The sequence below is a fragment of the Rothia sp. HMSC073B08 genome, from assembly GCF_001812975.1.
Taxonomy (GTDB): domain Bacteria; phylum Actinomycetota; class Actinomycetes; order Actinomycetales; family Micrococcaceae; genus Rothia; species Rothia mucilaginosa.
Genome location: NZ_KV811065.1, coordinates 4,071 through 21,757, shown reverse-complemented (window position 1 = coordinate 21,757; position 17,687 = coordinate 4,071). Strand labels below are relative to the sequence as shown.

Annotated in this window: 17 protein-coding genes, 1 tRNA gene and 1 riboswitch; of the genes, 7 read left to right on the top strand and 11 right to left on the bottom strand. The window is 60.8% G+C overall.

Annotated elements, in window-relative coordinates; genetic code table 11:
* Window positions 1-67: 67 nt before the first annotated feature.
* On the bottom strand, window positions 68-1,045 hold the full coding sequence (locus tag HMPREF2884_RS04860; RefSeq protein ID WP_070616072.1) for a hypothetical protein: 978 nt from the start codon (window positions 1,043-1,045) through the stop codon (window positions 68-70).
* A gap of 63 nt (window positions 1,046-1,108) precedes the next feature.
* Between HMPREF2884_RS04860 and HMPREF2884_RS04855 the strand changes: the two genes are divergently transcribed.
* A complete protein-coding gene (locus tag HMPREF2884_RS04855) occupies window positions 1,109-1,810 on the top strand; it encodes a hypothetical protein (protein WP_005509020.1) in 702 nt (233 codons plus the stop codon).
* A gap of 138 nt (window positions 1,811-1,948) precedes the next feature.
* Here HMPREF2884_RS04855 and HMPREF2884_RS04850 read toward each other — a convergent pair whose 3' ends face one another.
* The 8 genes from HMPREF2884_RS04850 to HMPREF2884_RS04815 form a co-directional block, all read right to left on the bottom strand.
* Window positions 1,949-2,614 carry a class I SAM-dependent methyltransferase gene (locus HMPREF2884_RS04850; RefSeq protein WP_070616070.1) on the bottom strand — a complete coding sequence of 222 codons (666 nt, stop codon included), beginning with the start codon at window positions 2,612-2,614 and terminating at the stop codon, window positions 1,949-1,951.
* Window positions 2,615-2,804: 190 nt separating this feature from the next.
* Window positions 2,805-3,917, bottom strand: a complete 1,113-nt coding sequence (locus HMPREF2884_RS04845; protein WP_070616068.1) for a MauE/DoxX family redox-associated membrane protein — start codon at window positions 3,915-3,917, stop codon at window positions 2,805-2,807.
* A 123-nt stretch (window positions 3,918-4,040) separates the two neighbouring features.
* Window positions 4,041-5,096: a ThiF family adenylyltransferase gene (locus tag HMPREF2884_RS04840; protein WP_070616066.1), complete on the bottom strand. Its 1,056-nt coding sequence runs from the start codon at window positions 5,094-5,096 to the stop codon at window positions 4,041-4,043.
* The gene (locus tag HMPREF2884_RS04835; protein WP_005509016.1) at window positions 5,087-5,857 is read right to left on the bottom strand and encodes a thiazole synthase; all 771 of its coding nucleotides are present in this window, start codon (window positions 5,855-5,857) and stop codon (window positions 5,087-5,089) included. The genes HMPREF2884_RS04840 and HMPREF2884_RS04835 overlap by 10 nt, the downstream gene beginning before the upstream one ends.
* Before the next feature lie 156 nt (window positions 5,858-6,013).
* A complete protein-coding gene (gene thiS / locus HMPREF2884_RS04830) occupies window positions 6,014-6,211 on the bottom strand; it encodes a sulfur carrier protein ThiS (RefSeq protein WP_049328087.1) in 198 nt (65 codons plus the stop codon).
* A 48-nt stretch (window positions 6,212-6,259) separates the two neighbouring features.
* Window positions 6,260-7,342, bottom strand: a complete 1,083-nt coding sequence (gene thiO, locus HMPREF2884_RS04825; protein ID WP_070616065.1) for a glycine oxidase ThiO — start codon at window positions 7,340-7,342, stop codon at window positions 6,260-6,262.
* Between the two features lie 2 nt (window positions 7,343-7,344).
* Window positions 7,345-7,965 carry a thiamine phosphate synthase gene (locus HMPREF2884_RS04820; protein ID WP_070616063.1) on the bottom strand — a complete coding sequence of 207 codons (621 nt, stop codon included), beginning with the start codon at window positions 7,963-7,965 and terminating at the stop codon, window positions 7,345-7,347.
* Between the two features lie 677 nt (window positions 7,966-8,642).
* A tRNA-Gly gene (locus HMPREF2884_RS04815) sits at window positions 8,643-8,713 on the bottom strand.
* A gap of 153 nt (window positions 8,714-8,866) precedes the next feature.
* Here HMPREF2884_RS04815 and dcd point away from each other — a divergent pair.
* Both dcd and HMPREF2884_RS04805 read left to right on the top strand, forming a co-directional pair.
* Window positions 8,867-9,466 (top strand): dCTP deaminase, encoded by a 600-nt coding sequence (gene dcd / locus HMPREF2884_RS04810; protein WP_005509013.1) that lies wholly within the window; start codon window positions 8,867-8,869, stop codon window positions 9,464-9,466.
* A 132-nt stretch (window positions 9,467-9,598) separates the two neighbouring features.
* Complete coding sequence (locus tag HMPREF2884_RS04805) at window positions 9,599-10,930, top strand: septin family protein (RefSeq protein WP_070616061.1); 1,332 nt, start codon at window positions 9,599-9,601, stop codon at window positions 10,928-10,930.
* A gap of 163 nt (window positions 10,931-11,093) precedes the next feature.
* On the opposite strand, the gene HMPREF2884_RS04800 is transcribed toward HMPREF2884_RS04805, so the two are convergent.
* Complete coding sequence (locus HMPREF2884_RS04800; RefSeq protein ID WP_070616059.1) at window positions 11,094-12,530, bottom strand: MFS transporter; 1,437 nt, start codon at window positions 12,528-12,530, stop codon at window positions 11,094-11,096.
* Window positions 12,531-12,690: 160 nt separating this feature from the next.
* The gene (locus HMPREF2884_RS04795) at window positions 12,691-12,924 is read right to left on the bottom strand and encodes a DUF4235 domain-containing protein (protein ID WP_005506756.1); all 234 of its coding nucleotides are present in this window, start codon (window positions 12,922-12,924) and stop codon (window positions 12,691-12,693) included.
* A 266-nt stretch (window positions 12,925-13,190) separates the two neighbouring features.
* Window positions 13,191-13,291, top strand: a riboswitch (TPP riboswitch).
* Between the two features lie 58 nt (window positions 13,292-13,349).
* Here HMPREF2884_RS04795 and HMPREF2884_RS04790 point away from each other — a divergent pair.
* From HMPREF2884_RS04790 to HMPREF2884_RS04775, 4 genes are all read left to right on the top strand, one after another.
* Entirely contained in the window at window positions 13,350-13,979 is a 630-nt protein-coding gene (locus HMPREF2884_RS04790) for an ECF transporter S component (RefSeq protein WP_070616057.1), read from the top strand.
* Window positions 13,980-14,042: 63 nt separating this feature from the next.
* Window positions 14,043-15,698, top strand: a complete 1,656-nt coding sequence (locus tag HMPREF2884_RS04785; protein WP_070616053.1) for an ABC transporter ATP-binding protein — start codon at window positions 14,043-14,045, stop codon at window positions 15,696-15,698.
* The gene (locus HMPREF2884_RS04780) at window positions 15,695-16,492 is read left to right on the top strand and encodes an energy-coupling factor transporter transmembrane component T family protein (RefSeq protein WP_070616051.1); all 798 of its coding nucleotides are present in this window, start codon (window positions 15,695-15,697) and stop codon (window positions 16,490-16,492) included. Before HMPREF2884_RS04785 ends, HMPREF2884_RS04780 begins: the two co-directional genes overlap by 4 nt.
* Before the next feature lie 241 nt (window positions 16,493-16,733).
* Window positions 16,734-17,636 (top strand): aminotransferase class IV, encoded by a 903-nt coding sequence (locus HMPREF2884_RS04775; protein WP_070616049.1) that lies wholly within the window; start codon window positions 16,734-16,736, stop codon window positions 17,634-17,636.
* The last annotated feature ends 51 nt before the right edge of the window (window positions 17,637-17,687 follow it).

Genomic DNA, 17,687 nt, shown 5'->3' with positions numbered 1-17,687 from the left:
GCCCTCGCTTCGCTCGGGCACCCTGATGTCGCGTTCAGAGCATACTGGCTCTCGCAACTCAGCGGCTTTAGAAGGAGACTCGGACCGCCTTCGCATCCGCCTCCACCGACGCCTTCAACGTAAACGGAATCTCCTTCTGCACCTGCGAACGCTCACCCGTATACAAATCCAACTGAGTAAACGACACCTTCGCCGTACCCGACATCGGCTTCAACGACCACACACCCGCCGAACTCACACTCACCTGCGGATCCGCAACCTTCACCACAGACCACTTCACCTCAGAATCCACACGACCCGTAAACGCATACTCAAAAGGGCACCCACCAGGATAAAGAGTGCTCTGCTGCGTGCACTTCTTCAAATGATCCTGCACCTGCTCCTTCACCGACGACAACGCATTATCACTCGGCTTCAACTCCATACGCACCGCATGATTCGCATCCTGCGCAGTCACCACCTCATTCACCTTCTGCGCCGTATAAACCGTCGAATCATACGACACCGCATAGACACCCGGATAAAACACCGGGAACGACGCCGCACCATCATCCACCGCAACCTTACGGTTATTAATCGTCGCAGCCTCCACACCCTGAATATTCACCTTCACCGACGGCAAAGACGCCTCATCAATAGCCCACTTATCAAAAAAGCCCCAATGCGTGCCCGAACGGTGCAAACGAAAATCCGTATGCTGCTGTGAACCCTCCAAAATATAGGACGCACGCACCGTCGCATGCTCCCCATCCTCGCTGGTCTCCACCACCTCATACGACACCTCACCCAACGAAGACACCGAACGCCTCAAAGCATCCCCATCCAACAAAGAGGCGTCACCCTCAGGAATCTGCGCACCCAACAAACCACGCGCATACGAACCATTACCCGTACGCAACGCATGAAAATACTCCCGCACCTGACCCGTCGGACCATACACCAGCTTATTCGTCATAACCAGCGCCGCAGCAGCCACAGAAACCGCCACCACAACACCGACCATCCACATTGCCAGAACCCGCTCCACGGGAGAAAAATTACGCATAGAACCAGAGTAACGCAGGTAGTCCGCTAGGTTTCACGCACCGCACACACTAAAGTTGTGTATATGGCAGAACGCGCTCACGAAGTCCCCGCCAAATACGGCGAAGTCAACGAACTATTCCACCCCCGCATGCGCTCCTACGGCAGGCGCATCGAAGCGGCACTCCCCGGCACCATCGTGCTCCTCGCCGCGCTCGCCTTCATCCTCTACAAACGACCCGCCCTGCCGTACACCCTCCTCGTACTGCTCATCGGCACCATCGCAGGCGTAAACCTCTACTCAGTCCTCAAACCCACCATCATCGTCATCACCAAAACCCACGTGCTCCGCGCACGCACCTTCGGCTGGTTCGCCGTACCCCTCGAAAACATCGACCACACCATCTACGCCGAAAAGCTCTACCCCAAAAAAGCCTACGGCCAGAAACTCAAAACCGTCGCCGGCCGCCTACGCTACCGCAGCTTCCCCGCCATGTGGGCCGTCGACAAAGACGGCAAACAGCTCATGCGCATCGACGGCCGCGTCTGGGACGGCAAAACCATGCGAGAAGTCTCCTCCAAACTCTCCGCCCAAACCACCATCTACAAACAGATCAACGTGGTCAACATGGACAAAGAACATAAGGGACTCATCACCTTCAACGAGCTGCACCCCGGCTGGCGTTCCAGCCTCATGACCGCACTCGCCGTCATCATCGTGGCAATCCTCTTCGCCGCATCCTTCTTGCCCGAAGAACTCGCCCGCACCATATACCTCATCCACTAGAACGCCTATTCTTTAAAGTTCTTATGGATGCGCATCTTCAGGACGCGCAAAGGCCCGGCACCCACCCCCACGGGGCAGGTGCCGGGCCATTTGTATGCCTAGCTCAAGACGTACTGCACGCTAGCTTTCGATGCGAGCCTAGCTCGCCGGGCGCGACAGCACCGCCACCAAAAACTCCGAAGAACCCTCCACAAACGGGTGCATCTGCCACGACGAATACGTATTATCCACGTTCAGGCCAACCTCGCGGGCATCCGCCAAAAACTGCTCAAACGCATAATCACGGCCCGGACCCGAACCGTAACCCACGACAGCCCGGCCGCCCGGCGCCAACACACGACGGAAATTCTCAACCACCGGCTTACGAGTCGAACGAGCCAAGAAACCCATCACATTACCCGCACACACCAGCACCTCAAAACCATTCTCCGCCGTAGCTTCACCCTCAATGCCCAGCACCTCCGGCAAATCCACCAGATCAGCCGTAATCCACGTAGCATCCGGGCAGACGCGGCGCGCCTCCTCAATCAGCTCAGGATCAATATCCACACCCGTCACACGGTGACCCAACGCGTGCAGCTGCTTACCCACACGACCAGGACCCGAACCCGCATCAAGAATCTTCGCGCCACGAGAAGCCAACGCATTCACCAGACGAGACTCACCCGCCATATCATTACCCTCAGCCTCCATCGCCTTAAAACGGTCAATGTACCACTGCGAATGATTCGGGTTGCTCTCCTTACGGACCAGCCACAAGGACTTCTCACGCTCGCCCGGAGCGTTGAAACTCATCATTGCCATAAAAACTCCTTAGACAGGGTTGAGGATGCGCCAACCGCCACCAGGCAAGGTGACCGCGGCATATAAGCGGTGTGTGCGCTACGTTCTAGCATAGCCCCACCCGGCGTCTGCCGGTAAGGGCAGTAAGAGCCGGACGGGGCTATCGGAAGTGCTACAGAGGCGCTACAGGGGCTGGACGATAGGAGCGTGTTTAGAGGTGGTCGCCTTCAACATTCGACGGACCCGCTGCAAACGCCTTACGCAGCTGCTCCTGGCGCTCCTCCTCAGCCAGACGAGCAGCCTCAGCGAACTGCTCCTCAATATCGGCAAGCAGCGCCTCAACCTCTTCCTTACCAGCCACCGGGCCGCCAGCAATCAGACCATCAGCACCCAAAACCACAGCCAACGGCACACCATTACCGAAATTCGCGCGCGCACCAGCCTCACGGTCAATCAACGGAGTCAACCCCTCCGGCAACGTACCCGCATTACGCGAGGTCTGCAACGACTCCAGACTCGAATACACCGGATGCAACGCCACCTGCGGCAGACGCTCCTGCCACGAAGACATCGTCTTCAAAAACTTCACACAACCAGCGCAGGTCGCCGACACAAACACCAGCATACGCGCCTGATTCTTAGCCAACGCACGCAAATTCGTGTGACGACCATTCTCCAGATACAGCGCAGCATGAGGAATCGGCATGCGAACATACTGTTCCTCGCCGTTCTCGTCATACACCGGCTCCGGCAAAATCACCTCAGCCTGCGGCTCCGGCTGCGCCAAAGCATCACCGCGGCGAACAGCCTCCAACGTCAGCGCAATCAGCGCCGCACCAAAAACCCAAGTCCAGCCGCTATTACCCAGACCCAGCAGAGTCGACACAACACCCGTGCCGCCCCTCAATGCGCTCGCATGCGCACCAGCCGCCGCCAGCAACAACGCAACATTACGGACCAGCGTATAACGGCTCACCGGCGCATTCGACTCAGAGCCAAAACAATTACAACCCGCAGTACGACCCGTCGCCAGCGCGCGCGCAATCACCACCGTATAGAACAGCATCAGAATCAGCGCCAAACCCGAAGCAATCACCGCAGGCAAACGCACCGGCGACAACAACAGGACGGCGGCTAGGGCGATCTCAAACCACGGCAAAATCAGCGACACCGCACGGGTCGGCGCGATCTTCTCCAAACCAAGATTCTGAATACCAGTCACGGTACTCTGCGGGTCCTTCGCCTTAGCAATACCGCTAATCAACAAAGTCAACGCAACAAGTGCCGTACACAAAACAAGCGGCACAGTAGAGACGGTGAGCATAAAACTCCTAGAGTGAGTGTGCGAAAACAGGAGGCGGCAGCGGCAGTTTTTAGGCAGAAGAAACCGCGCGACGTGCCGCCGTGTTATACACGATTTTACGCCCTGCACATGGGGAAACCGTTTCTACAGTGTCGTGAGGCGCCCCCCGTATTCGCCCGCCAGCTCCGCGTATGCCTGCACAAAGCGTTGCGCTCGCGCACCCGAGGCACAGAAAACGCCCACACGCTGATCACGCACCGACTCAAACAAACTCAGCAGCTCCGCGGGCACGTCGGTTGCCGGCAACAATGACCCCTCAGCGTCGCTCAGCTGCGACAACGGCACATGTAGCGAACCCTCATGCTTCACCGACTCCTCACGCTCGGGCACCTCACGCACATCCAGCAGAACCTGCGGAACCTCATGAGCCGACAAATCCACCGGCACCACACGCGCCGGATCCGGCACCGCCCCAAACGACGTACACGTACCCGACAAGGCATCATACGTCAGCAGAGTGCCCGCCGCCGTCGGCAAACCACTCACAAACTTGAGCACCTCCGTCGCCATCAGCGAACCAACCACAGCCGTCGTCGCACCCAACACCCCGGCAAGCGCACACGACTCCACCGTCTGCGGAATCGTCGGAAAAATATCACGCAAATGTGCGCCATCCGGCTCAAAAAGACTCACCGACCCGCCAAAACGCAAAACCGTGCCCCACACCAGCGGCAAACCCGCAACCTGCGCAGCATCCGCAATCAGATACTTCGACGCAAACGTATCCGTACAATCCACCACACAATCCGGTGCCGACACAGCGAAAAGATCCAAAATCCAGGACGCATCCACATGCCGAATCGTTGTCTCAACCGTCAACGACGGGCACAGCTCCAAGGCACGGCGCGCCGCAACCTCCGCCTTCGGCTCACCCACATCAGACACACCAAAAAGCGGCTGACGCTGAATATTCGACAGCTCCACCGAATCAGAATCCACAATATGCAGATACCCCACACCAGCCGCCGCCAACGCCTGCACCACCGGACAACCCAAACCACCAGCACCAATCACCAACACGCGTGCCGCCGCCACCGCATCCTGATCAAAGCCAGGCAGGCGACGCTGACGGTCAGTGCGCTCGCGATCCAGACGCGCATGCTCCGGATTCACCGGGGTAGGGGTGAGATTTACATCCACGAGACGAAACCCTCCGACGGCGACGATGCCTTCGCGTGCTCACGCACCGGAATACGGCCAGCCTCACGCGCCAACGCACCCGCCTGCACCGCAAACTTCATCGCCTGAGCCATCGCCACCGGATCCTCAGCACGATTCACCGCCGACGCCAGAAGCACCGCATCACAACCCAGCTCCATCGCCAGCGCCGCGTCGGATGCGGTACCCACGCCAGCATCCAGAACCACCGGAACCTGCGCGCGGGAAGCAATCAGCTCAATATTGTGCGGGTTCAAAATGCCCAGACCGGTACCAATCGGCGCGCCCAACGGCATAACCGCCGCAACGCCCGCATCCTCCAGGCGAGCGGCAGCCACCGGATCGTCAGAGGTGTACGCGAGCACCGTGAAATCCTCAGCGACCAGCTGCTCGCAAGCATTCAACAGCTCCACGGTGTCCGGCAGTAGGGTGTCTTCGTCGTGGATGATCTCGACCTTCACCCAGGAAGTGCCCAGCGCCTCGCGGGCGAGCATCGCGGTCATCACCGCATCGGCTGCGGTGCGGCACCCTGCGGTATTGGGCAGCGGCGCAATATTGAGCTTCTGCAGAAGCGGAAAAATGGGGGTGCCTGCGGCGTGACGGCGCATGGCAACGGTCGTCATTTCGGTGCCGGAGGCGATGAGCGCCTGCTCGAGCAGGTCCATGCTGGTTGCGCCTCCGGAACCCATGATGAGGCGGGATGTGAAGGTGCGGTCGCCGATGGTGAGCGGTGTGAGGCTCATGGTGTTCTCCTCTGTGGGAACGTCTAGATAACGGGGTTTGCTGGTTGGTGCGGGGCGCTACGGTGCGCCCGGTTTAGGGAACAAAAACCGAGAATATCTGTTCTTTTTGCCGGTGGGTATGAGCCGGCGGGAATCTCGCCGGTTCAGGCTGGAAGATTAGCCGCCCTGAACGGCGGTGAGGGCATCCACCCTATCGCCCTCGTTCAGCGGCACATCCAGCCACGTGGAACGCGGCACGATACTGCGGTTGAGCGCCACAGCCACGCCATTTTCGGTACCGAACTGGTCCATGACAAGGTCAAATACGGTGCGGGCATTCGTGGTTAGCGGCTCGCCGTTGTAGGTGATAATCATGCGAAATCCTTTCGTGAAGGTGCCGGGTGCATCCGGCGGGGACTGTGTTTAGTGGGTGAATCGTGCCGGGTCGCACGCCTGCATGATGGGCGGAATCTCAGCCCCGCAGGCGACCTCCGCACCAACCTTGCCGGCGAGCGCGGCAAGCAGAATACCGTGGCGGAAATAGCCCGTGGACACGAGCTGGCGGGTGCCGTCAGCACGGGTGCGGTGCCCGAAGATGGGCAGGTCGTCCGGGGTTCCGGGGCGGGCGCCGACGTTCGCCTCCAGAAGCTCACACTCTTCAACGGCGGGCACGAGCCGGATTGCGTCACGTAGCAGCTGGTGTACGCCGTCAATGGCGGGTAGTGTGCGGTGGTCTTCGCGGCTGGTCGCGCCGATGCACAGCTCCCCGTCGGGGCGGGGGATGAGGTAGACGGGGCGGGAGTTCACGTAGCCGCGCACTACATGCTTGAGGATGGGTCGCGGGGCGCGCAGGCGCAGAATGTCCCCGTAGACGGGGCGTAGCGGGTAGTCCCCGTGCAGTGTTGCCCCTAGTCCAGTGCAGATAATGTCGCCTGCGTCCGGGTCGGTGACCCGTTCGGTGCTGAAGGTGACGCCGCGGCGGGTGAGGGCGTCTTTGAGGGCGCGCCTCATGAGCCGCGGGTGTAGCTGATGGTCACTGGGGATGCTCACAGCGCCGGCAATACGCGGTGCCAGGAGCGGTTCGAGGGTGCGTGCCTGCGTGGGGGTGACGGGGTCTGCGGGGCGGTTCATGTCCCGGTAGTAGGCGCGGGTGCGTTGCAGGTGCTCGGCGTCGGCACGGTCGGCGGCGACAATGAGTGTGCCGGTGGTGTCGTAGCCGGTGGGCAGGTCGGTGGCGCGGCTGAGCCTGCTCATGAGGGAGGGGTAGGCATCGGCACTGGCGGTCATGAGCGGGAAGAGCGCGTCCTGCTGGAATTGCACTTCTGCGATGGGCGCGAGCATGCCGCCGGCGTAGTGGCTGGCGGCGGGGTAGAGTGCCGTGCCGTCGTCGGCGGTGCCGTAGTCGCTGGTTTCGGCGTCGATGAGGTGCACGTTCTCGCCGCGTTCGGTGAGCTCAAACGCGGTGGTGAGGCCAATGATTCCGCCGCCAATGATGGTGATGGTCATGGCTATGCCTGCAGCGCGGGGTTGTCGACGAAGGCGCGGACCATGGCGATTCCGGCGACCCCGGTGGCGCGGATGGCGGGGCAGTCTTCGGGGGTGATGTCGCCGATAGCTACGGTCGGCACGGCGGACAGCTCGGCAAGTTCGCGGAGCCCCTCAACGCCGAGGGGCGGGCGGTTGGACTGCTTGGTGGGGCTGGGGCGGAACGGCCCGGTGCCGATGTAGTCGATAAGGTGCGCGATCTTGTTGGACTCTTCGACGAGCTGTCGGGTGCCGGTGGTCAGACCGATGATTGCGTCGGCGCCGAGGAGGGCGCGGGCGTCGGCTACGGGCAGATCGTCTTGACCGATGTGCACGCCGTCAACGCGCACGCCGCGGGCACGCAGCGCGAGGGCGACGTCTACACGGTCGTCGATGAGGAGGGTCTGGTGCGGCTGGATGATGCCGGCGATAGCTTCGGTGAGCTGGTAGAGTTCGCGCGCACTGATGGGTTTGGACCTGACCTGGATGCAGGTGGCGTGTTTGGCTGCCCGGACGGTTTCGAGGGGGTTGTTGCCTGTGACGAGGTAGAGGTTCAGGTCGAGGGGGCGTGCGGGGGTGGTGTAGGGGTGCGTTTCGCGGGTCATGCGGGTCTACGATTCGTCGTCGAGTAGCTGTTTTTGAGAAAATCTCTCATTGAATTTCTGTGGTTAGGTTAGCACAGCTGCGTGGGGAGTTGAACATTCTTCAAGTGTTTTGGGGTGGCTCGCGGGGTGTGTTCCTCGCTCGTGTAGGGGAGCCTGCCGGATGTGATGGGATGCTTTGAGGCGTACGCTATACACTTCCTTCGCTCCTGCAGGGGACCCGCCCTCGCAGAGCTCGGGCACCCTGATGTCGCTGCAGGAAGGTATAGCTGTGCTGCGCGCTCGTATGGGGCTACAACAAGCCCTGTCTCGATGAGCCCTCGGGAAGGCGCCCTGACCTCCCATACGGAGTCACCGCAATGCCCTCAACTTAATGTTCATTCTTGGCGAGCTGTCTGCGGTACCTCACCCCAGTATTCCCCCTCCCCGTTCCCGCACACTCTTCCCAAACCGAGGCCCCGCGGTTCGTTCCCCAACGCACGGTCGCACCCACTACTCCACCTGCCCGGAGAAGGGGAGGGAGTTAGCAGGGGAGAGGCCGGTATGTTCCGTCGCGACATCAGGGTGTCCGAAGCGAAGCGAGGACGGGTTCCCTGTAGGAGCAAGGAACATACCGCCTCGACCCACTCAACCTAACTCAAAATAAAAAGCCTCCTACCGTGAAGTAAGAGGCTTTGAAGAGCGGCTGACGGGAATCGAACCCGCGTATCAGGCTTGGGAAGCGTGCGCTCTACCATTGAGCTACAGCCGCATCTTTTTCAGTGTATCGCGCCTGCTTGTCGGGAGTGAAATGTGTTGCGGTTGTTTGTGCGCGGGGTGGCGGGGTTGAAATGTGATGTAGGCCTGTGTGCTGGGGCTGGTGGATGCCTGCACGTGGGTGGTGTTTGCCAGGTATCCTTTAAGCGTGCTTATTTCAGATCGCGATATTCGTCAAGAGATTGCTGATGGGCGCATCGTTCTTGATCCGTTCGATGAGTCGATGATTCAGCCTGCAAGTGTGGACGTGAGGATTGATCGTTTCTTCCGTCTGTTCGATAACCATAAGTACCCGCATATTGATCCTGCTCAGCCGCAGGAGGATTTGACGCGCCTGGTGGAGGTGGCTCCTGATGAGCCGTTTATTCTGCATCCGGGTGAGTTTGTGTTGGGTTCTACGTATGAGAAGGTGACCCTGCCTGATGATGTGGCTGCCCGTTTGGAGGGTAAGTCGTCGTTGGGTCGTCTGGGTCTTCTGACTCACTCTACGGCTGGTTTTATTGATCCTGGTTTTTCGGGGCATGTGACGCTTGAGTTGTCGAATATGGCGACTTTGCCGATTATGTTGTGGCCGGGTTCTAAGGTTGGTCAGTTGTGTTTCTTCCGTTTGAGTAGCCCGACTGAGCATCCGTATGGTTCTGGTGCGTATGGTAACCGTTACCAGGGTCAGCGTGGCCCGACTGCTTCGCGTAGTTATTTGAATTTTCATCAGACGATGATTCCTGCGGATGGTTCTGTGGAGTCTTAGTCTTTCCCGCTTTGGGGTGCGGGCGTGCAGGCTGTGTGTTTGTGCGCCCGCGTTGGGCGGTTTTTTCGCCTGTTGTGCTCGTGCGTTCACTCGCGTGCGGGTTTTTATCTCTCACTCTCTAAGGATTTTTTGATGAATCTGAAGCCTGTTGTTCTGCGTGTTGCTGGCGCGGAAGTTTCTTTGTATCTGATTGATATGTCGGACTCTTTTGTGGAGCGTTTTAAGAAGGCGTGGGAGCCTCTTGCTCCGGAGTTTTTTGATACTCCTGATGAGGCGTATGCTTCGTTGTCTCGTTTTGATCAGGTGATGTTGGTTCATGCGCCGACTGATGAGTCGGTGATGGATTTGGCGAATCCGTTGATGGGTTCGTTTGATAAGGTTTCGACGCTGCGTGTGGCTGATGATGATTCGGGTATGCAGGATCTGACGAGCCGTATTACGTTGGCGATGATTGAGCAGCTGGTTGGTCGCGGTGTGATGCTGCATGCGGCTGTTATTGGTGACCCTGAGTCGAAGCGCGCTGTGGCGCTGGTGGGTGTTTCTGGTAGCGGTAAGACGACTGCGTCGCGTTTCTTGGGTTCGAAGTTTGCGTACCTGACTGATGAGACTGCGATTATTTCGGATGAGGGTGTTGTGTCGCCGTATCCGAAGCCGCTGTCTGTGATTGTTGACCCGAATGCGCCGAAGGATCAGCAGAACCCGGTGGATCTGGGTTTGAACGTGGTTGATCGTGATGACCTCAGCTATGAGCTGTCGCGTATTGTGTTCATTTCTCGTGATGAGTCGGCTTCTGAGCCGTATTTTGAGCGTGTTCCGTTGCATGAGGCTCTGGTGTTCTTGAGCGAGCAGAGCTCGGGTCTGGCGCGTCACCCTGAGGGTGTTGTGTCGCTGGCTAAGCTGGTGGAGCGTTGCGGCGGCGTGTGGCGCCTGGTGTACTCGGAGATTGAGGATACTTTGCCGCTGGTTCAGGATCTGCTGAATGGTGGCGAGCTGCCGAACGCTGATGAGGTTGAGAGCCTGGAGAAGTACACGGCTGGGGATCACCTGCCGGGTGTGTTCTTGAACGGTACGATTGCGGTTTCTCGTATGCCGGGTACTTCGGGTGTGCGTGTGGGTGAGGACGGCCCGTTCTTGCTGCTGTGCGATACCGAGCTGAATGAGCTGTCTGAGTTTGCGGCTGAGTGCTGGCTGCAGGCTGAGGGCGATATTTCGTACGATGACCTGTTTGCGCGTCTGGCTGAGATCTTTGAGGGTCTGCCTGCGGAAGCGTATGACGAGAATCTGAGCGCTTTGGCGGCTGGTTCGATGCTGTGGGTTCGTGTGATTGATGATCCGCTGATTGATGACGCAACCTGGGCTCAGATGACCAGCGATGAGGTTCTGGATGAGGAGGAGCAGCAGATTGCGCTGGATTCCTCTGAGGACGCTGTTTCTGATGATGAGGACGACGTGGTGGAGGACTAGCCGCCGCGGCTCTCCGCTGATGAGCACCGCCGAATAAGCACTGCTTAAGCACGAAGGAGGGGCGGGTAGAAGATGATCTTCTACCCGCCCCTCCTGTTGCGTTCGCGAGGTTGCGTTTGCGGGGTGCGGAGAGCTTAGCCCCGCGCAGCCTTACTGAGCCGCTTTACTGGCCAGCCTTGTCGCGGCGCTTCTGTTCACGCTTCTGCTCGCGGCGAGCCGCACGCACACGCAACGGGCCGGGTGCCTTCACCGGCAGCAGCAGGAGCAGACCCGCCACCACAACGATCAGAATACCGAGCACACCCCAAATCTGCGCGCCCATGATGCTCACGCACAGACCGAACAGCATCGGCGCCAGGAAGCTGGTGGCACGGCCGGTGGTCGAGTACAGACCGAACAGCTCACCCTCAGTGCCGGGATCAGCCAGGCGAGCCAAGAAGGTGCGGGATGCCGACTGCGCCGGGCCCACGAATAGGCACAGCAGCAGGGCGCATACCCAGAACACGCCCGGTTCGGGGAAGAACATCAGCGGGGTAGCCGCCAAGATAATGCCGACCAGCGAGATAACAATAATCGCCTTCGGGCCCAGGTAGTCATCCAGGTAGCCGCCCAGGATCGCGCCAGCCGCCGCGACAGCGCTACCGGCAATACCGAACAGGATTACCTCGGAAGTGCTGAAACCGAACGTGCCCGCCGCAAGAATACCGCCGAACGTAAAAATACCGGACAGACCATCACGGAACACCGCCGAAGCAATCAGGAACCACAGGGTCTGCGGGGACGTCATCTTCAGCCGCTTAATGGTGCGCCACAGCGCCTTGTAGGAGGCGAGCAGACCGCCCTGACGAGCCGGGGAGAGACGCTCCATACCGAGCTCCAGGAAACGCAGCTCGCGGGTGGGCAGCACCTCCGGCAGGAAGCGCTCGCGGGTGCGCATACGCACCAGCAGAGGCACGCAGAAGATGAGGCACCAGGCGGCGGCGAACAGCGCGACCGCACGGATATTCAGGGCGTTATCGGTGGTCAGGCCGAGTACTTCGGGGGTAAGCACAAAACCCCACAGCACCACAGCCAGCGCCAGGATGCCGCCAATGTAGCCGGCAGCCCATCCGGCGCCCGAAATCTTGCCGATATTCTCAGGGTGGGAGATGCGCGGCAGTACGGCGTTATAGTTCACGTACGCGAACTCGCTGAACACGCTCGCCGCAGAAATCAGCGTGACACCCAGCCACAGGTACTGCGGGGTGGGGCCCACGAAGAAGCACGCCGCCATCGAACCGACTAGTAGCATGGTGTTCACACCGAGCCAGAAGATACCCTTGCCGGACTTGTCGTTACGCTGGCCGGTGACCGGCGCCAGGATAGCAATCAGGAAACCGGCAATGGTCAGACCCAAAGACAACGCCGAAGAAGTCTCTTCGGGAGTGCCGAAGTAGCTGCTGGTCAGATAGACGGTGAAGATGAAGGTCGTCATAATCGAGTCGAAGCTCGACGAACCAACATCCCACATGACCCAGGACGCGACCGAACGGCGGCTGTTCGCGTGGTCAACGACCCTACGCTGAGCCTTCGTCTTACGGCGGGGAGAAGAAATAGTCATAGTTGTGCTTTCGGATGCCGAGGTGGCGCTTCAGCGTAGCGGCGGCATGAAACCGGCTGAAGTGGGGAGGGCGTGCTGAAGAGGGAACACCAGGCGGTACGTACCGAGCGAAGATACGTACCGCCTAGTTCATGAACTTTCGCGCGGAAGGCGCAAAGTCTTAGTTGAAGAAACGACGCTGCAGGCGAGCAATACCGAAGCTCACCACAGCACCCACGACGGAGGTCAGAACGGTCCAGAGGATGACCTGACGCAGGGTATCTTCAGACTCGTGGGAAATGGCGGGAGGCTGGTTACCGGTAGCCTTGGTCCAGGCTGCGCCCAGGCCCTTACCAACCAGGGCAGCAGCGCCCATGTTGATACCCGCAATAGCAAGCTTAGCGACGGGGTTCATATGTATCTCCTTAGCTGTATACGATGCGGCGTCCTGCCCGTGAACCCCTTCGGGGTTGGGTGAGAAAAGAGCGCCACTCCCTAGCGTATAGGGTTTAAGGCGTTCGTGCCGCCTTGGAGCCTCTCCGTCCCAAAATTGTACACCGTGCAATTCTGTAATGCGGGCAGAAGAACGAAACAAAAAGCGGCAAATTGGCACGAACAGCCAGACAAGCCTACAATCGAACCTGGGTTCCCACCCGCACCACAACGGTACGGACAAGGAACCCCACACGACAGGGGAGCGCCACCGAGGCGCTGAGAGTGCTAAGCAGACCCTCGAACCTGATCCGGTTAGTACCGGCGTAGGGAGTCGAATTTCTTCTCAATGCCCTCGTCCAATCAGAGGGCGAGGACATTCCCCTTCCAACGACGGAAGGACCACCAATGTCACAGAACGTAACCCCCGCCTCCCAGGCATCTACCCAGGCAGAGAAGAAGCCGAACCTGCGCTGGCGAGTCAACGAAATCGTTATCGCCGCAGTCATTGCAGTAGCCTGCGCCGTCATCTTCTGGATCTGGGACATCGCAGTCGGCCCCGCCGCCAAAGCCGCACTCGTAGCAGCACCCGAATTCCGCCCCATCGTTGCCGGCGCATGGCTGCTCGGCGGCACCCTCGGCGGCCTGCTCATCCGCAAGCCCGGTGCCGCACTCTTCGGCGAAATCGTCGCAGCATTCATCTCCGTACTCTTCACCGGCGGCGCGTGGAGCGGCGAAATCCTGATCGCGGGCCTCTTCCAGGGCCTCGGTGCTGAAATCGCCTTCGCAATCTTCCGCTACCGCCGCTGGAACGCAACCGTCGCTATCTTCTCCGGTGCGCTCAGCGGCCTGTTCATGGGCGTTAACGAAATCTTCATCTACTACCCCGACATGGAACCAGTCAAGGCAATCATCTACGTAGCATGCGCAGTCATCTCCGGCGCAGTCATCGCAGGTTTCCTGGCGTGGATTCTCGTGCAGAACCTCGCCAAGACCGGTGTGCTCTCCTCGCTGGCATCCGGCAAGACCAGCCGCTAACCACCAGCAACTAGTCACCACTCGGCACACAACAGCAGCCACACAAAAGGCTAAGGAACCATCATGGAAGCAACACCGCGCGGGGCGCGCATCGAGCTCAACAACTTCAGCTGGCACCACCCCGGACGCCCAGAACCCGTCATCAGCGGACTCAACCTCACCATCAACCCCGGTGAAAAAGTCCTGCTACTGGGCACCTCCGGCGCCGGCAAATCGACGCTCCTGCACGCCATCGCCGGTGTGCTCCACGATGACGACGGCGAATCCGCCGGCGGCACCATCACCATCAACGGGCAAGCACCCGCCGAAGCACGCGGCACCGCAGGCATGATGCAGCAGGACCCCGAATCCTCCATCGTCATGGCAACCGTCGGCAACGACGTAGCCTTCGGCCCCGAAAACCTGCGCGTACCCCGCGAAGAAATCTGGGGCCGCGTCACCGAAGCCCTCACCGCCGTAGGGCTCAACCACCTGCCCCTCGACCACCCCAGCAGTGCGCTGTCCGGCGGGCAGAAGCAGCGCCTCGGCCTGGCGGGCATCCTCTCGATGCACCCCGGCGCCATGATTCTCGACGAACCCACCGCCAACCTCGACCCCTCCGGCGTGCAGGAAGTACGCGACAGCATCCTTGCCGCCGCGCAAGCCACCGGAGCGACCCTGCTCGTCGTAGAACACCGCGTGAGCATCTGGGCGCCGCACATGGACCGCATTATCGTGCTCGGCGAAGGCGGCACCATCACCCACGACGGCGTACCCGACACCGTACTCACCGAAGCCCGCCAAGACCTCATCGACGCGGGCGTGTGGGTACCCAACTACGTGCCGCGTGCACCGCAGAGCGACAGCGATAACCAGGGCGGCGAGCACGGCGAGGCGCTACTTCGCGCCGAAAACCTCAGCATCACCCGCGCACAACCCACCCCCAAACAACGACGCGCACGCCGACGCACCATCAAACGCCTCGGCGACACCCCCGCACCCGTACCCACCGACCTGCCCGTACTGCGCAGCGGCATCAACCTCACCCTGCACGCCGGCGAACACCTCAGCGTGCTCGGCCCCAACGGCGCCGGCAAATCAACCCTAGCCCTCACCCTCGCAGGGCTCCTCACCGCACCCGACGGCACCCTCACCGCCACCGACGCGCTGCGTAATTACGACGGTAACCACGGCGGTAACCACGGCGGTAACCACGGCGGCGAGCGCGCCCACTGGGACGTGCCCACCTGGACCCCCGCCCAAATGCTCAGCCGCATCGGCTACGTCTTCCAAGAACCCGAATACCAGTTCATCCGCGGAACCGTACGCGAAGAACTCGAACTCGGCCCCCGCCGACTCGCCGCACTCACCCGCAGCCCCCTCAACGAAGACGACCTCACCGCCCGCACCAACGAACTCGCAACCCGCCTACGCCTCACCCACCTACTCGACGCCAACCCCTTCACCCTCTCCGGCGGCGAAAAACGCAGGCTCTCCGTCGCCTCCGCACTCGCCACCGCACCCAAAATCCTCATCCTCGACGAACCCACCTTCGGCCAAGACGCACGAACCTGGGCAGAACTCGTCGACCTCATCCGCGAACTCCTCGCAGGCGGCACCGCCATCATCTCCATCACCCACGACGAAGACTACACCGCCGCACTCGGCGGCAACCACATCACCCTACCCGCCCTAGAACCCTCCGAAGCCACCGCAACCCCCGGAAAGGAGAACGCATGAACACCGACTTCTTCGGCACCATCGACCGAACCAGCTACTTCAGCAACCTCAACGCCGGCGTAAAACTCATCGTCTCCTTCACCCTCATCATCGCCGCACTCATCGTGCGCGACCCCCTCACCTCCGGAATCCTCTTCGCCCTCGAACTGCTCGGATTCATCCTCGTCGGATTCCGACCCGTCAACGTCCTCGCCCGCTTCTGGCCCATCCTCATCGCCGTCATCACCACCGGCTGGTCCGTCGCCATGCTCAGCGCCAAAACCGGCACCACCATCCTTGACCTCGGCTTCAACAGCATCACCACCGACTCCGCCGCCGTCGGCGCAGCCATGATGATCCGCTCCCTCGCCATGGTCCTACCCACCCTCGCATTCGTACTCACCACCGACCCGACCGACCTCGGCGACTCCCTCGCACAAACCTTCAAACTGCCCTCCCGATTCGTGCTCGCCACCGTCGCCGCCCTGCGCCTCGTCGGCATTCTCTTCGCCGAATGGAACGCCCTCGGCCAGGCACGACGCGCCCGCGGACTCGGTGCAGGCCAATCCCTCATTGGACGCGCACAAACTTTTGGCGGTCAGAGCTTCGCCCTGCTCGTGCAGGCTATTCGCCGCGGCTCCCGCCTGGCTATCACCATGGAGGCGCGCGGCTTCGGCGCAGGCGAACGCACCTGGGCTCGTGTACCCTCCTATTCGCCCCGTGACGTGCACGTGAGCATTGCAGCCGCCGTCATTATCGCTGTTGCGTACGGTGCATCTATTGCGGCGGGTACGATCCAGTTCCTCTGGGCCTAGACCGTTCCGTTTCTGGTTCTGCTGGGGAGACGGTATTCGCCCTCGTTCCTACAGGAAGGCGGGGTGCCGCATGTTTCCTCCGCGCCTAGCCCCACTTGGTACATGAGTAGGGAGGTGCTCGCACTCTTCCTTCGCTCCTACAGGGGCACCCGCCCTCGCTTCGCTTCGGGCACCCTGATGTCGCTTCAGGAAGGTACGGCACCTCCTGCCTACGGTTCGGATGCGAACGTACAATAAGACTATGTCTAGTACCGTAATTCTTCTGAACGAGCAGAACCCGCAGGGCAGCTTCGTTGACCCGTCCGTGCCCCTCATCAGCGTTGATGATCAGGGCTTCACCCGCGGCGACGGCGTCTTCGAGACCATGCTGTCCGTCAACCGCCGTGTGCGTAAGCTCGGCATGCACCTGTCCCGCCTCGAATCCTCAGCGCGCATGCTGGATCTGCCCGACCCGGAACCCGAGATTCTGCGTTCGGCGGTGGAGCGCCTCATGCGTGAGGCGACCGCCGGTGCCGAGACTGCGCTGGGTGAAGAGCACATCGTGAAGATCATTATTTCGCGCGGCCCCACCCAGGCGGTGACCTCCATGCAGCCGGGCCCGTACACGCTGATTATGGCGTCGCCGGTGCCCGCCTCCATCGTGAAGCGCCGTACCGAGGGCGTGAAGGCGATGCTGCTGCCGCGCGGCCACGAGCCGATGGACAACAGCGCCTACCCGTGGCTTCTGGCGGGCGCGAAGACCCTCTCCTACGCGGTGAACATGGCGGTTCTGCGGTACGTGCAGGAGCGCGGCGCAGATGACGCTATCTTCATCACTGACGAGCGTCGCGTGCTGGAGGGTGCTACTTCTTCGGTGCTGGTTGCCAAGATTGAGGACGGCAAGAAGGTGCTGTACACGCCCGAGCCGAGCCACGGCATCCTGCCCGGTACCACGCAGGGCGCGGTGTTCGAGGCGGCACGCCAGGCCGGTTGGGAGCTGGGCTTCGGACCGCTCTACCCGCAGGATTTATTCGAGTCGGACGGCGTGTGGTTGGCGTCGTCGGTGCGTCTGATTGCGCCGGTGACTCACCTGAACGGTACGGCGCTGGCGCATGACCCGGAGCTGACCGCGACGCTGTTGAACTACCTGGCGCAGCAGAGCTAAACGCGTACAAAAAGGGACTGCCGCATATTTCCTCCGCGCCTACGCAGGGGC

Excerpts from the sequence above, each read along its gene's own strand:
- thiS (WP_049328087.1), bottom strand. The coding sequence starts at position 6,211 with ATGATTATCACCTACAACGGCGAGCCGCTAACCACGAATGCCCGCACC.
- HMPREF2884_RS04860 (WP_070616072.1), bottom strand. The coding sequence starts at position 1,045 with ATGCGTAATTTTTCTCCCGTGGAGCGGGTTCTGGCAATGTGGATGGTC.
- HMPREF2884_RS04805 (WP_070616061.1), top strand. The coding sequence starts at position 9,599 with ATGAATCTGAAGCCTGTTGTTCTGCGTGTTGCTGGCGCGGAAGTTTCT.
- HMPREF2884_RS04850 (WP_070616070.1), bottom strand. The coding sequence starts at position 2,614 with ATGGCAATGATGAGTTTCAACGCTCCGGGCGAGCGTGAGAAGTCCTTG.
- HMPREF2884_RS04835 (WP_005509016.1), bottom strand. The coding sequence starts at position 5,857 with ATGAGCCTCACACCGCTCACCATCGGCGACCGCACCTTCACATCCCGC.
- HMPREF2884_RS04780 (WP_070616051.1), top strand. The coding sequence starts at position 15,695 with ATGAACACCGACTTCTTCGGCACCATCGACCGAACCAGCTACTTCAGC.
- HMPREF2884_RS04845 (WP_070616068.1), bottom strand. The coding sequence starts at position 3,917 with ATGCTCACCGTCTCTACTGTGCCGCTTGTTTTGTGTACGGCACTTGTT.
- thiO (WP_070616065.1), bottom strand. The coding sequence starts at position 7,342 with ATGACCATCACCATCATTGGCGGCGGAATCATTGGCCTCACCACCGCG.
- HMPREF2884_RS04790 (WP_070616057.1), top strand. The coding sequence starts at position 13,350 with ATGTCACAGAACGTAACCCCCGCCTCCCAGGCATCTACCCAGGCAGAG.
- HMPREF2884_RS04800 (WP_070616059.1), bottom strand. The coding sequence starts at position 12,530 with ATGACTATTTCTTCTCCCCGCCGTAAGACGAAGGCTCAGCGTAGGGTC.
- HMPREF2884_RS04820 (WP_070616063.1), bottom strand. The coding sequence starts at position 7,965 with ATGACCCGCGAAACGCACCCCTACACCACCCCCGCACGCCCCCTCGAC.
- HMPREF2884_RS04775 (WP_070616049.1), top strand. The coding sequence starts at position 16,734 with ATGTCTAGTACCGTAATTCTTCTGAACGAGCAGAACCCGCAGGGCAGC.
- HMPREF2884_RS04795 (WP_005506756.1), bottom strand. The coding sequence starts at position 12,924 with ATGAACCCCGTCGCTAAGCTTGCTATTGCGGGTATCAACATGGGCGCT.
- HMPREF2884_RS04785 (WP_070616053.1), top strand. The coding sequence starts at position 14,043 with ATGGAAGCAACACCGCGCGGGGCGCGCATCGAGCTCAACAACTTCAGC.
- HMPREF2884_RS04855 (WP_005509020.1), top strand. The coding sequence starts at position 1,109 with ATGGCAGAACGCGCTCACGAAGTCCCCGCCAAATACGGCGAAGTCAAC.